Below are 13,388 nucleotides of genomic sequence, written 5' to 3'. Positions count from 1 at the left end.
CTGACCAACCTCATCCGGCAAGCATCCTAAAACTTGTACTGCAGGCCGAGGTTAAACTGCCGGCCGGTGTGGGTGTAGACGAAAGTGCTGTCGCGGTCGGAGTCGATGAACTGCCGGTTGAAGCGGTCGAAGATGTTCAGCCCTTCCAGCGACAGCTTGAAGTGGTCGTTGATCTGGTACGAGGCGGCGAAGTCGAAGGTCAGGTTCGGGGAATAGCCCTCCAGGTCCTGCAACGGATTGTTGGCCGGCAGGGCGACGATCGACTTGTCGCGGTAGGAGGCCGAAATGCGGGCGCTGAACTTGTCGTCCTCGTAATAGAGCGTGGCGTTGTAGGCGTTCTTGGACAGGCCGACGAGGTCGTTGGTGGTGAGTTGGCCGTTGGCCAGGAAGTAGTCGATCTGGGAATGGACATAGGTGTAGTTGATCAGCGCGCCGGTGTGGCGCAGCAGACCCGGCAGGAAGGTGAACGCCTGCTGGTAGTTGATCTCAAGACCCTTCAGCGGCCCGCCCGGCGTGTTCACGGGTCTGGTGACGGTGAACAAGCTGTTGTCTGGATCGAGCTGCGACGATCCGAGCAGCGACAACGGCAGCCCCGTTTGCCGGAAGCTCATCTGCTGGGACTGGTTCTGAACGTAGGTCTCGATGTCCTTGTAGAACACCCCGACTCCCAGGAGGCCGCCCGGCGCGAAGTACCATTCGGCCCCCAAGTCGACCGTCGTGGCCCGGATCGGATCCAGGTCGGGGTTGCCCGAGGTGATCGAGGGCGTGCCGTTCAGGTTCAGGCTGCCGCCTGGCGTAAGGAAGCCCAGGTCCGGCCTGGCGACGACCTTGGCCCACGAGAAGCGCAGCATCAGGTCGTCGGTCATGTCGACCGCGAAGTTCACCGACGGGAGAACGTCGTGATACTTGTTGTCGGCGTTGACCTGCACGCCGCCGATCTGGTTGCCGCGCGACTCCAGCTCGGTCTGGGCGAACCGGAAGCCGACGTCGCCGCGCACCGGCAGCCCCCCGATCTCGGTCTTGAGATCGGCCTCGAAATAGGCCGAGGCGACCTTCTCGTCGACGCGCCGGATGCCGCCGTTGTTGGGGATCAGGGCGTACATCCCCGTGTCGCTGTAAAGGTTCTGGCTGGCGACGAACTTGTCGTAGTCGATGGTCGCCCAGCTGGTGGGGAACACGCCATCGTCGATGCCGTGGCCGCCGAAACCGCTGACCACCTTGGTCACCGCCTGTAGTTCGGCCGTGCTCAGAGTCGGGACCAGGAAGTTGTTCGACCGCTGCTTGGCGGAGGTGTCGAACGAGAACTCGTCATAGTGCGCACCGACCTTGAGCGTCAGGGCGTCGTCATAGGCCCAGGCCAGGTTCAGTTCGCCGGTCCGGTAGATGTTGGTGGTGAAGGTCTGCTGCAGCCGCACCTCGGCGTTGGGCGCCCCGAAGCTGTAGAGGCTGGCGTCGGCGACGTCGAAGTCGTGGGTGATGGTCGGCTGGTCGCGGTTCTTGCGGAAGTCGATGGTCATGCCGGCGTTGGGACGCTGGAACATGATCGTCGTCGTCTTCGGCTGATCATAGTCGGACTTCGAATAGCCGATCAGGCCGGAGACCTTCAGACGGTCGGTCAGCTCCTGCGTTCCGGCCAAGGTATATTGCTGGAAAACGTTCTGGAACTCGTCGTGCTGGGTGTCGGAGCGCATGTCGACGCCGTCGAAGCGGGCGTAGTCGACGTCGTAGACCGTCTTGCCCAGATTTTCGCCGCCCGTGTGGCTGGTTCCCGCCTCGCGCAGGATCAGCTCACGCACCGCCGTCTGTGGCTTGCCATTCTGGGTGATCGGGCGCGCGAACGAGAAGCCCTCCAGCCAGTTCTCCTCGCGCTTGACGTCATAGTTGGAATAGAGGGCGTCGAAGCTCAGCGAAGTGCGCGAGGTGGGCTTCCACTGCAGGGCCAGGGTGGCGCCGGTGCGCTCCTGGTCGTGGTGGAAGCGACCGTAGCGCGGCAGGCGCGGGAAGAACACCGTCGCGCGGTTGGCCTGGTCGTAGACCGTGTCGTTGGCGGCCGGGCGAGCCACGCCGGTCGCGCAGTTGAGGGCGTCCGTGCCATTGGCGGCGTTGGTGGGCGGGTTCTGCGCCGCGCGGCCCACGGGGGTGCAGAAGCCGCCGTCGATGGTGGCCGGATTCCAGCCGCCCGATCCCCACTGGTCCTCGAGGAAGTCGCGCTTGCTGTAGGCCAGCGAGGCCTGGGCCCCGAACTCGCCCCAGCCGGTGTCCCAGGTGTCGCCGATCACGGCGGTGAACTTGGGGTCGGAGTTCTTGGACAGGTCGTTGTAGCCGGCCGAGGCGCCGAGCACCAAGGTGAAGCCCTTGCGGTCCAGCGGCTTGGCGGTCTCCAGGTCGACCGTCGCGCCCAGCGAGCCCTCGATGACCTCGGCCTGGGCGGTCTTGCGCACGGTGATGCCGCTGAACAGCTCCGAGGCGAAGGTGTTGAAGTCGAAGCCGCGGCCCAGATTGGCGCCGCGATCGCTGGTGGTGGCGCCGCTGGTCGACTGGGCCTCCATGCCGTTGATCCGCACCCGGGTGAAGGCCGGCGGCAGGCCGCGCACGGTGATGGTGCGCCCCTCCCCCGCCACCCGGGTGATCGACACCCCGGGCACCCGCTGGATCGATTCGGCCAGGTTGGCGTCGGGGAAGTCGGCGATGTCCTCGGCCTTGATGACGTCGACGACGGCGGAGGACTGGCGCTTGATGTTCAGGGCGCTGCGCAGGCTTTCGCGAAAGCCGGTGACCACCACCTCCTCGACCGTGTCGCCGGCCGGGGCGGCGGGCGCCGCGGTCTGGGCGCTGGCGGCGGTCGCCGTCAGGGCGGCCCCCAGGGCCAAGGCCATGATCGAGCAACTGGCGCCCAGGCCACGCGTGAATGACGACATCCTATCCCTCCTGACGATGAGCCCGCGTCTGTGCGCCGGCCCTCGCTGTTTCCCGCCCGAGCGCCGGCTGTTCCGGTCTGGCCCATTGTGTTACACAGACATATTCCCACATGTCAGGAATATATCTCATAATATAACTACAATAATCGGACAAATGACGAGCGCAAGCCCCCGCGACACCGGTTTCCCGGACACGCCGCCTTCCGGCGCCGATCGCGGGGGCTGTGGCGATGTCGACCTGCCGGCCCTGCGCTGTTTCCGGTCCAACCGGTCACGCGGTCGGCGATTTACAAGGGAGCGCGCCGACTCTACAGATGTTACCGCTACCGTACACTCAACGAGATCTAACAAGACGGAGCTGGGGAGAGACATGGCCATGAGATCGCTTGCGCGCCCGACCCTGATCGCCCTGGCCCTGGCCGCCGCCCTGGCCGGCGCCGTCCAGGCCGAAACCCTGCGCTGGACCGGCTCATGGGCCTCGTCGCAGATGGTCGCCGACAGCAAGAACGCCCTGCCCGCCGAGGCCTTCCAGGACGCCACCCTGCGCCAGGTGATGCGGCTCAGCCTCGGCGGCGACACCGTCCGGGTGCGGCTGTCGAACGCCTTCGGAACCCAGCCCCTGACCATCGCCGCCGCCCAGGTCGCCCTGTCGGCCGCGCCCGACAGCCCCCGGATCGACCCGGCCAGCAGCCGTCCCCTCACCTTCTCCGGCCGCGCCCAGGTGACGATCCCGGCCGGCGCCGACTACTGGTCGGACCCGGTCGCCCTGAAGGCCGCGCCGCTGGCCAGCCTGGCGATCAGCCTGCGCTATGAGGCCGCGCCCGCCGTCCAGACCAGCCACCCCGGATCGCGGGCCACCTCCTACGTCCTGGCCGGCGACCATGTCGCCGATCCCGACCTGCCGGGGGCCAGGACCGTCGACCACTGGTTCCAGATCGCGAGCGTCGACGTGGCCGCGGCCAAGGCCGGCGCGATCGTCGTGCTCGGCGACAGCATCACCGACGGCTACGGCGTGGCCGCCAACACCAACCAGCGCTGGACCGACGTCCTGGCCCAGCGCCTGCAGGCCTCTTCCAAGACCCGGTCGCTGGGCGTGCTGAACCAGGGCATCGGCGGCAACCGCGTGCTGCAGGACGGCTCGGGGCCCAACGCCATGGCTCGCTTCGAGCGCGACGTGCTGTCCCAGGCCGGCGTCACCCACCTGGTCCTGCTCGAAGGCGTCAACGACCTGGGCGTCCTGACCCGCGACCAGCCGGTCAGCGCCGAGGCCCACGCGGCCCTGGTGGCCAATGTCACCGGCGCCTATCGCCAGATGATCGACCGCGCCCACGCCCGGGGCGTCAAGGTCATCGGCGCGACCATCCTGCCCTATGCCGGCTCGGCCTATTACCATCCCGGACCCGAGAGCGAGGCCGATCGCCAGGCGATCAACGCCTGGATCCGCGCGCCCGGCCACTTCGACGCGGTGATCGACTTCGACCAGGCGATGCGCGATCCTGAACGGCCCGCCTACATGCTCAAGGCCCTGGATTCCGGCGACGGCCTGCATCCGTCGATGGCCGGCTACAAGGCGATGGCCGACGCCGTGCCGCTGTCGCTGTTCGGACGCTGAGCCGCCATGCGCGCCCTGCCCCTGGCCGCCCTCGCCCTGGCCGCCGCCGGCTCGGCCCAGGCCGCCGCCCCGGCCCCGGTCATCGCCCTGACCTTCGACGACCTGCCGGCCCACGGCCCGATGCCGCCCGGCGAGACGCGGGTCGGGATCACCCAGGCCCTGCTCGCCGCCTTCGCCGAGGCCAAGGCTCCCGCCTTCGGCTTCATCAACGGCGTCCAGACGCTGCGCGAGCCGGCCTCCGCCCCGGCCCTGAAGCTGTGGCGCGACGCCGGCCAGCCCCTGGGCAACCACACCTGGTCGCACCCCAACATCGCCAGCCTCTCGGCCGCCGACTTCACCGCCGAGATCGCCGGCAACGAGGCGATGCTGCAAGCGCTGATGGGCGACGAGGACTGGCGCTGGCTGCGCTATCCGTTCTTGTCCGAGGGCGAGACCCCGGCCAAGCGGGCCGAGGTCCGCGCCTGGCTGGCGGCCCACCGCTATCGCATCGCCAGCGTCACCATGGGCTTTGGCGACTACGCCTTCAACGATCCCTACGCCCGCTGCGTGGCCAAGGGCGACCAGGCCGCCGTCGCCGACCTGGAGCAGCGTTTCCTCGACGGCGCGGCCGCCACGGCCGATCGCGCGCGGGCGATGTCGAAGGCGCTGTACGGCCGCGACATTCCCTATGTGCTGCTGATGCACGCCGGCGCCTTCGACGCCCGCATGGCCCCGCGCCTGCTGGCCCTCTATCGCGCCAAGGGCTTTGGCTTCACGACCTTGCCCCAGGCCGAGGCCGATCCCTTCTACCGCACCGACGTCGAGCCCGGCCTGCCGCCGGCCCCGACCACGCTGGAGAACGCCCTGCGGGCCAAGGGCCTGCCGGTTCCCGCCGATCCGGTCGACCTGGCGGCGCTCGATCGGATCTGCCGGTAAAGGGCCAGACATTCCTGGCCAGTTACCGAGCCCATGTTTTGGGGCATTTTTGACGTCGCGGTCGAATGGCCAATGGCCGCCCGAGCTGAATCCCGGGGGCGAAGGTCGCCGCCAGACCTTCAGCTTAGCAAGAAATTATCTTTTCAAAGATTGTTGTTCTTCAGAATTCGCAACGGCCCAGCTTGTTAAGAATTAACCAGCGCGCCGCGTTGCTGAGGCCGATATTGTATTTGCGCCAACTTGTCACATCGTTGGCGGAGAAATCACTCCGTAGAAACTGATTAACCATGTTGGTCAGTAGCGTCGGGGGCTGGTTTGTCGCATATCCTTGTTCGCGTTCTCGGCGCGGCGGCTGGAGCCTTGGTCCTCGCTATCGGGGCCTGCGCCCAGGCCCAGGTTCTCGAGATCGGCCAGGACGGCGAGGTGACCCGCTTCAGCGGCCCGGCCGTCTTCACGCGCGATGGCGCCCAGCCGCTCGCCGCGGTGGAGGACAGCCCAGCGGTCGATAACGGCGGCGACGTCCGCCAACACATTTCCGCGGCCGCGACCGAGTTCTCGCTCGACCCCAGGCTGGTCGAGGCCGTCGCCTGGCGCGAGAGCGGCTTTCGCCAGTCGGCCCGGTCCCATCGCGGCGCCACGGGCGTCATGCAGCTGATGCCGGGCACCGCCCGCGACCTCGGCGTCGACGCCGGCGACATGGCCCAGAACATCCGCGGCGGCGCGCTCTACCTGCGCCAGATGCTCGGCCAGTTCGGCGGCGACGTGAAGCTGGCCCTGGCCGCCTACAACGCCGGTCCCGCCGCCGTCCGCCGACACGGCGGCGTGCCGCCCTACGCCGAGACCCAGGCCTACGTCACCGCCATCCTCGGCCGCATGGCCGCCACCGGCGCCGTCCTCGCGGCCCCAGCCCTCGGAGTCACGAACTGATGCGCAAATTCCTCAACGCCAAGGCCGCCGCCCTGACCGCCGTCCTCACGGCCCTGGCCAGCCAGGCCCACGCCCAGGTCGCCCAGGCCGACCCGCAAGGCTCCGGCGCCATCCTTTCCGGCGTGCTGTGGCTGCAAGGCACCTTGCTGGGCAATGTCGCCACCGTCGTGGCGGTGATGGCGGTGGCCGCCGTTGGCTTCATGATGCTGACCGGCCGGATGAACTGGCGCTACGGGGCCACGGTGATCGTCGGCTGCTTCATCCTGTTCGGCGCCACCACCATCGTCAGCGGCATCCGCGCCGCGGCGGGGGCGTAGCCGCCGATGGCCGCGCCTCTCGATCGCGACGTGGTGTTCGGGGCGCTGACCCGCCCGCAGATGTTCGCCGGCGTGACCTACAGCTATTTCGTGATCAACGGCGTGGTCACCACCGAGCTGTTCCTGGTCACCAAGTCGTTCTGGGCGATCGCCGCGGCGCTGGTGATCCACGCGATCGGCTATGCGGCCTGCCTGCGCGAACCGCGCATCTTCGACCTGTGGCTGACCAAGGTCAGCCGCTGCCCCCGCATTCCCAATTTCAGGGCCTGGCGATGCAACAGCTACCGACCGTGAGCCGCCGCAAGGAAGCGTCGGCCGGCAAGCGCCTGCCCTACGCCCGCCACCTGGACCCCCGCACGCTCGAGACCCGCGACGGCCAGCTGCTGCAGATCATCCACCTGGCCGGCCTGCCGTTCGAGACCGCCGACAGCGAGGAGCTGAACTATCGCAAGGCGGTGCGCGACGTGATGCTGCGCGGCCTGTCCAGTTCGCGGTTCGCCGTCTACCACCACGTCATCCGCCGCGAGGCCAGGGTCGCGGCCGAGGGGCAGTTCAGCCCCGGCTTCGCCCGCGACCTCGACACCGCCTGGCGCGAGCGCCTCGGCGCGCGCAAGCTCTACGTCAACGACCTGTTCCTGACCCTGGTCCGCCGCCCGCTGCAGGGCCATGGCGGCCTGGTCGACAAGGCGCTGCGGGTCCTCAAGGGCGTCGACCGGGCCCGGGCCGAGGCGGCCGCCGCCCAGGACCGCCGCGAACTCGACGCAGCCCGCGACAGCCTGGTCTCGGCCCTGGCGCCCTATGGCGCGCGGGTGCTGGGACTCTATGACGGCGCCCAGGGCCCGTGCTCGGAGCCGCTGGAGTTCCTGTCCTGCCTCTATAACGGCGAGATGCGCCCAGTGCTGGCCCCGCAGGGCGACGCCGGTGACTACCTGCCCTATCGCCGGGTCAGCTTCGGCCTGGAGACCCTGGAGCTGTCGCGGGCCGGCGCCCTGCCCCGCGGCTTCGGCGCCCTGGTCTCGATCAAGGACTATCCGGCCCAGACCAGCGCCGGCCTGCTCGACGACCTGCTGCGCCTGCCCTGCGAGATGGTGGTCACCCAGAGCTTCGGCTTCGTCGACCGCCAGCCGACCCTGGAGAAGATGAACCTGGCCCTGCGCCGGATGCGGGCCGCGGATGACGACGGCCTGAGCCTGCGCGCCGACCTGATCCGGGCCAAGGACGACGTGGTCTCCGGCCGCGCCGCCTTCGGCGAGCATCACCTGAGCGTGCTGGTGCGCGGCGAGACCCTTCAGGGCCTGGACCAGTCGACCGCCGAGGTGCTGTCGGCCTTCACCGAGATGGGCGCCATCGCGGTGCGTGAGGACATCAATCTGGAGCCGGCCTTCTGGGCCCAGTTCCCGGGCAACTTCAAGGACATCGCTCGCCGGGCGATGATCTCGACGGCCAATTTCGCCGGCTTCGCCAGCGGCCACAACTTCCCGGTCGGACGGGCCTTCGGCAACCCCTGGGGTCCGGCGGTGACGCTGCTGGAGACCACCTCGGCCGGTCCCTACCACTTCAACTTCCACAAGGGCGATCTAGGCAACTTCACGATCATCGGCCCGTCCGGCTCGGGTAAGACCGTGGTGCTGAACTTCCTGCTGGCCCAGGCCCAGAAGTACCGGCCGCGCACCGTGTTCTTCGACAAGGACCGCGGGGCCGAGATCTTCCTGCGCGCCATCGGCGGCCGCTACGAGGTGCTGCGCCCCGGCCAGCCGACCGGCTTCAACCCGCTGGCCCTGGCCGACAGCGCCGCCAACCGCCGGTTCCTCGCCGACTGGGCCGCGCGGCTGGTCGCCCTGCCCGGCGAGGCCCTCTCGGCCGACGACCTGGCCCGGATCAAGGACGCGGTCGACGCCAATTACGACCAGGCGCCCAAGCTGCGCCGGCTGCGGTTCTTCGCCGAGCTGTTCAAGGGCGCCCGCCGCCCCGACGCCGCCGACCTGGCCGCCCGCCTGGCCCCCTGGCACGGCGCGGGCGAGCACGCCTGGCTGTTCGACAACGCCGAGGACGGGCTCGACCTCGACCAGGCCACGCTCGGCTTCGACATGACCCAGCTGCTGGACGACCCGACCCTGCGCACCCCGGCGATGATGTACCTGTTCCACCGGGTCGAGCAGCGCCTGGACGGCCATCCGACTCTGATCGTCATCGACGAAGGCTGGAAGGCGCTCGACGACGACGTCTTCGTGGCCCGGATCAAGGACTGGGAAAAGACCCTGCGCAAGCGCAACGGCCTGGTCGGCTTCGCCACCCAGAGCGCCCAGGACGCCCTGGAAAGCCGCATCGCCAGCGCCATCATCGAACAGGCCGCCACCCAGATCTTCATGGCCAATCCCAAGGCCCAGGCGCGGGACTATTGCGACGGCTTCGGCCTGACCCAGCATGAGTTCGAGCTGGTCAAAAGCCTGCCCGACACCGCCCGCTGCTTCCTGATCAAGCACGGGACCGACAGCGTCGTCGCCCGCCTGAACCTGGCCGGCGCGCCCGAGCTGCTGACCGTGCTGTCGGGCCGCGAGAGCACGGTGCGGAAACTGGACGCCCTGCGCCAGGTCCTGGGCGACGCGCCTGAGGCCTGGATGGCCCGGCTGCTGAAGGAGGCCGCGTGATGGTCGCCGCCTGCGCCGCCTCCGCCGCTCCCCTCGTCGCCGGCCTGATGGGCTCGGTCGACTGCAAGGTCCATGGCCTGGCCGAGGCCGGCTACGCCGTCCTGGCCGCCCCGGGCTCGCCGGTCGCGACCCTGCTGACCGTGCTGATGACCCTCTATGTCGCCTTCATCGGCTACCGGCTGGTGCTGGGCCGCGGCGGCCTGCGGATGGGCGACATCACCGTCTCGGTGATCAAGCTGGGCTTGGTCGTGGCCTTGGCCACCAACTGGGCGCTGATCGAGACCCTCGCCTATGACGCCCTGTTCCAGGCCCCCGCCCAGATCGGCGGCCTGCTGCTGGGCCAGCTGGGCGGCGTCCATGCCGACCCGTTCGCCGCCCTGCAATCGGTCTTCGACGCCCTGCAGGCCTCGGCCGCCTCGTTCGCGTCCCGGGCCGGGGCGCGGGACTCGGCCCTGCAGGGCGGCCCCGCCTTCGCCGCCTTCGCGGTCAATGGCGGCGGCATGGTCATGCTGCTCTCGACCCTGGGCGTGGTCCTGGCCTGCAAGGTGGTGCTGGCGGTGCTGCTGGCCCTGACCCCGCTGATCGCAGGCCTGCTGCTGTTCGAGACCACGAAGGGCCTGGTCGAGGGTTGGCTGAAGGCGATGATCGCCCTGGCCGTCCTGCCGATGGTCGCCACCCTGGCCCTGGCCCTGGAGCTGGCGATGCTGGAGCCGTCGCTGAGGGCCCTGGCGGCGATGCGCCAGGCCCAGCAGTTCGCGCCGCTCGACACCGGCCCGGCCGTCACCGTGCTGGTGCTCAGCCTGGTGTTCGCCGCCGTGCTGGTGCTGGCCGCCATCGCCGTCGCCGTGACCGCCGCCGGCCTGCGCCTGCCGCGCCCCGCGCCGGCCTCCAGCGATCCGGCCGAGGCCCCGGCCGCCGGCCGCTATGCAACCGCCCAGGTCGAGCCGCGCTCGCGCGCCGCCCATGTCGCCGCCGCGGCCCTGGCGCTGGAGCGCCGCGACGCCGCCACGACGGCGACGATTTCGCTGGCCGGGGCCCGCCGCCTGGCCGTGGCGTCCCCCCAGGGGCCGTCGTTCGAGCCCTCGCCCGTCGCCGCACCGACGCCGCTCGGCGCCAGCTACCGCCGCCCTTCCGCCCCGCGTCTTGGCGCCGCCGGCGCCCGGAGGGACCTGTGACCCTGTTTTCCCGTTCCGGAGTTTCCGCCGTGAAGCGCCTGCTTCTCGCCCTGTCGATCGCCTCGGCCCTGGCCAGCCCGGCCCTGGCCCGGCAGGTCCCGACCGACCCGCACATCCGCACCTTCGCCTACAGTCCCGACCAGGTGATCCGCCTGACCGGCTTCATGGGCTTCCAGACCATGCTGGAGTTCGGCCCCGACGAGCGCATCGAGAACGTCTCGATCGGCGACGCCATGGGCTGGCAGGTCACGCCCAACAAGCGGGCCAACCTGCTGTTCCTCAAGCCCGTCGACCGGGCTCCGGCCACCAACATGACCGTCGTCACCGATCGCGGTCGCTACGTGTTCGAACTGGCCGTGGCCAAGCCCAAGGCCTCGGCCGCCGACGCCGCTTATGTCGTGCGCTTCCGCTATCCGGCCGAGCCCCCGGTCGCCGTCGTCGCCAAGGCGGCGCCGACCGCGCCGGTCGCCCGCAACACCGCCTACAGCACCCAGGGCGCGGCCGCCCTGCGGCCCGTGCGGATCTTCGACGACGGGACCGCCACCTATTTCGCCTGGCCCGACCAGGCCGACCTGCCGGCCGTCTTCGTGATCGGTCCCGACGGCGTCGAGGGCCTGGCCAACGCCGTGGTCCGCGACGGCTACATGGTCGTCGACCAGCTGGCGCCGCGCTTCGTGCTGCGCAGCGGCAAGGCCACCGCCACCATCGTCAACGGCGGCTACGGCATGGAGAAGGCCGGATGACCCCCGATCTCGATCCGCGCCAGGCGCCGGACCTCGTCCAGGACCTGGCCGCCGCCGACGCCCAGGCCCGCCCTGTGGTGGCGCGCGGGGCCGGGGTCTCCAATCTCGCCATCCTCGCCGGCTTCGGGGTGTTGGGCGCAGGCCTGTTGCTGTGGATGTCGAGCCATCGCGCCGACGCCCAGGACCGCCCGCAGCGGGCCGCCGTCGCCGTCCTGGCCCCGGTCGCGACACCCGCGCCGCCGCCGGTCGCCAAGGGTCCGCTCTACGCCGTGCCCGCCCCGCAGTTCACCGTCGACAACAGCACGCCCGTCGCCGCGCCGCTGCCGCCGATGAGCGCTGCGCCCGCCGCCCTCTCCGCCGACCTGTCGGCCCGCCGCCGCGCCCCGGCCCTGGTCGTCGACTTCGGCGGCGAACGATCGGCCGTCCTGGTCAAGGCCAGCACGGCGGCAACCAGCGTCGCCGTTCCGGCCGCCGATACCGGCCGCAGCGCCGACGAACGCTTCGCCGACCGGGTGTCGCTGGACGAGGCGGCCACGGCCCGCGCCACCACCCTGCAGAACCTCGACGCCGTCGTGCCGCAGGGCGCGGTAATCCCGGCGGTGATGGAGACGGCGATCAATTCCGACCTGCCGGGCCTGGCCCGGGCCATGGTCACCCGCGACGTCCGCAGCTTCGACGGCTCGACCGTGCTGATTCCGCGCGGCAGTCGGGTGATCGGCCAGTACAAGTCCGGCGTCGCCCTGGGGGCCTCGCGCGTCTTCGTGATCTGGACGCGGGTGATCCGGCCGGACGGGGTGACGATCCAGATCGGCTCGCCGGCCGCCGACCCCCTGGGCCGCGGCGGCCTGACCGGCGAGGTCGACCGCCACTTCTTCACCCGCTTCGGCGGCTCGATCCTGATGTCGGTGCTCAACGCCGGCGTCGCGGCGGTCAGCAATGTCCGCACCAATTCGCAGATCTATATCGGCTCGGCCGCCGAGGCCGCCAACCTCGCCAACACGGCCAAGCCGAGCACGACCTCGCCGACCATCCAGACGGCGCAGGGCGCGCCGGTAACGGTGTTCGTCGCCCGCGACCTCGACTTCTCCGGCGTGCGGAACGCCATCCGATGAGCCTCCAGGCCGCATCCAGCCTGGCGACGGGCGTCTATCTGGAGGCCTATCTGGCCCCGCTGGCCCCGTGGCTGGAGGAGCCGGCGGTCACCGACCTCTATGTCAACCGGCCCGGCGAGCTGTGGGTCGAGCGGCTGGGCGGCGGGCTGGAGCGGATCGAGGTCCCAGCTCTTGACGAGACCAATCTCTGGCGGCTGGCCCGCCAGGTCGCGGCCCTGTCGCACCAGGGCGTCAGCCGCGAGCATCCCCTGCTGTCGGCCGTGCTGCCGGACGGGGCGCGGGTGCAGGTCGTCGCCGCGCCGGCCACCCGCGGCGGCGTGGTCATGGCGATCCGCAAGCACGTGGTGTCGGACCTGTCGCTGGCCGACTATGCGCGGGCCGGCGCCTTCGCGGAGGTCCTGAAGCCGCGCCTTCGCGCCGACGCCGCTCTCCGCGCCCAGCTGGACGCCGGAGACGTGCCGGGTTTCCTGGCGGCGGCGGTGCGCGCCGGCAAGAACATCGTCGTCAGCGGCGGCACCTCGACCGGCAAGACCACCTTCCTCAACGCCCTGCTCAAGGAGGTCCCGCTCGACCAGCGCCTGGTGCTGATCGAGGACGCGCCGGAGATCCGACTGGTCCACGCCAACGCCGTCGGCCTGGTGGCCGTGCGCGGCGACCAGGGCGAAGCCCGGGTGGGGGTCGAGGACCTGCTGCAGGCTTCGCTGCGGCTGCGGCCCGACCGGATCATCCTGGGCGAGCTGCGCGGGGCCGAGGCGTTCAGCTTCCTGCGCGCGGTGGCCAGCGGCCATCCGGGCTCGATGACCACGATCCATGCCGACGATCCGCGCGGGGCGATCGAGCAGCTGGCGCTGATGGCCCTGCAGGCCGGCGCCAACCTGCGGCGCCAGGACGTCATCGACCATGTCGAGCGCGTCGTCGATGTCTTCGTCCAGCTCCAGCGACAGGGCGGCGCGCGCGTCGTCAGGGAGATCGTCTTCATCGACCGATAGCGGCGACCTCCACCAGCTTTGATTTCGACTTT

The 13,388-nt window shown here is 70.2% G+C and carries 11 protein-coding genes; 10 read left to right on the top strand and 1 reads right to left on the bottom strand.

The window, feature by feature from the left end; translation table 11 throughout:
* Positions 1-26: 26 nt before the first annotated feature.
* On the bottom strand, positions 27-2,918 hold the full coding sequence (locus tag ACIPQB_RS12955) for a TonB-dependent receptor (protein WP_446485649.1): 2,892 nt from the start codon (positions 2,916-2,918) through the stop codon (positions 27-29).
* Positions 2,919-3,294: 376 nt separating this feature from the next.
* Here ACIPQB_RS12955 and ACIPQB_RS12950 point away from each other — a divergent pair, with 376 nt between their 5' ends.
* The 10 genes from ACIPQB_RS12950 (at position 3,295) to virB11 (ending at position 13,356) form a co-directional block, all read left to right on the top strand.
* A complete protein-coding gene (locus ACIPQB_RS12950) occupies positions 3,295-4,530 on the top strand; it encodes an SGNH/GDSL hydrolase family protein (protein ID WP_446485648.1) in 1,236 nt (411 codons plus the stop codon).
* A 6-nt stretch (positions 4,531-4,536) separates the two neighbouring features.
* Positions 4,537-5,445: a polysaccharide deacetylase family protein gene (locus ACIPQB_RS12945; protein ID WP_446485647.1), complete on the top strand. Its 909-nt coding sequence runs from the start codon at positions 4,537-4,539 to the stop codon at positions 5,443-5,445.
* A 360-nt stretch (positions 5,446-5,805) separates the two neighbouring features.
* Positions 5,806-6,372: a lytic transglycosylase domain-containing protein gene (locus ACIPQB_RS12940; RefSeq protein WP_446485646.1), complete on the top strand. Its 567-nt coding sequence runs from the start codon at positions 5,806-5,808 to the stop codon at positions 6,370-6,372.
* A complete protein-coding gene (locus ACIPQB_RS12935) occupies positions 6,372-6,689 on the top strand; it encodes a TrbC/VirB2 family protein (RefSeq protein WP_446485645.1) in 318 nt (105 codons plus the stop codon). The genes ACIPQB_RS12940 and ACIPQB_RS12935 overlap by 1 nt, the downstream gene beginning before the upstream one ends.
* Before the next feature lie 6 nt (positions 6,690-6,695).
* Entirely contained in the window at positions 6,696-6,983 is a 288-nt protein-coding gene (locus ACIPQB_RS12930; RefSeq protein WP_446485644.1) for a type IV secretion system protein VirB3, read from the top strand.
* A complete protein-coding gene (locus tag ACIPQB_RS12925) occupies positions 6,962-9,337 on the top strand; it encodes a VirB4 family type IV secretion/conjugal transfer ATPase (protein WP_446485643.1) in 2,376 nt (791 codons plus the stop codon). Before ACIPQB_RS12930 ends, ACIPQB_RS12925 begins: the two co-directional genes overlap by 22 nt.
* Complete coding sequence (locus ACIPQB_RS12920; protein ID WP_446485775.1) at positions 9,337-10,512, top strand: type IV secretion system protein; 1,176 nt, start codon at positions 9,337-9,339, stop codon at positions 10,510-10,512. Before ACIPQB_RS12925 ends, ACIPQB_RS12920 begins: the two co-directional genes overlap by 1 nt.
* Before the next feature lie 29 nt (positions 10,513-10,541).
* Positions 10,542-11,255: a TrbG/VirB9 family P-type conjugative transfer protein gene (locus ACIPQB_RS12915; protein WP_446485642.1), complete on the top strand. Its 714-nt coding sequence runs from the start codon at positions 10,542-10,544 to the stop codon at positions 11,253-11,255.
* Positions 11,252-12,367, top strand: a complete 1,116-nt coding sequence (locus tag ACIPQB_RS12910; RefSeq protein ID WP_446485641.1) for a TrbI/VirB10 family protein — start codon at positions 11,252-11,254, stop codon at positions 12,365-12,367. Before ACIPQB_RS12915 ends, ACIPQB_RS12910 begins: the two co-directional genes overlap by 4 nt.
* A complete protein-coding gene (gene virB11 / locus ACIPQB_RS12905; protein ID WP_446485640.1) occupies positions 12,364-13,356 on the top strand; it encodes a P-type DNA transfer ATPase VirB11 in 993 nt (330 codons plus the stop codon). Before ACIPQB_RS12910 ends, virB11 begins: the two co-directional genes overlap by 4 nt.
* Positions 13,357-13,388: the final 32 nt, after the last annotated feature.

This window comes from Caulobacter sp. LARHSG274, assembly GCF_052871235.1.
The sequence above is the reverse complement of the archived record's forward strand: the minus strand, read 5'-3'. Positions and strand labels throughout refer to the sequence as shown.

Coding starts and splice junctions, on each gene's coding strand:
- ACIPQB_RS12920 (WP_446485775.1), top strand. CDS start 9,337: ATGGTCGCCGCCTGCGCCGCCTCCGCCGCTCCCCTCGTCGCCGGCCTG.
- ACIPQB_RS12950 (WP_446485648.1), top strand. CDS start 3,295: ATGAGATCGCTTGCGCGCCCGACCCTGATCGCCCTGGCCCTGGCCGCC.
- ACIPQB_RS12910 (WP_446485641.1), top strand. CDS start 11,252: ATGACCCCCGATCTCGATCCGCGCCAGGCGCCGGACCTCGTCCAGGAC.
- ACIPQB_RS12930 (WP_446485644.1), top strand. CDS start 6,696: ATGGCCGCGCCTCTCGATCGCGACGTGGTGTTCGGGGCGCTGACCCGC.
- ACIPQB_RS12945 (WP_446485647.1), top strand. CDS start 4,537: ATGCGCGCCCTGCCCCTGGCCGCCCTCGCCCTGGCCGCCGCCGGCTCG.
- virB11 (WP_446485640.1), top strand. CDS start 12,364: ATGAGCCTCCAGGCCGCATCCAGCCTGGCGACGGGCGTCTATCTGGAG.
- ACIPQB_RS12925 (WP_446485643.1), top strand. CDS start 6,962: ATGCAACAGCTACCGACCGTGAGCCGCCGCAAGGAAGCGTCGGCCGGC.
- ACIPQB_RS12935 (WP_446485645.1), top strand. CDS start 6,372: ATGCGCAAATTCCTCAACGCCAAGGCCGCCGCCCTGACCGCCGTCCTC.
- ACIPQB_RS12955 (WP_446485649.1), bottom strand. CDS start 2,918: ATGTCGTCATTCACGCGTGGCCTGGGCGCCAGTTGCTCGATCATGGCC.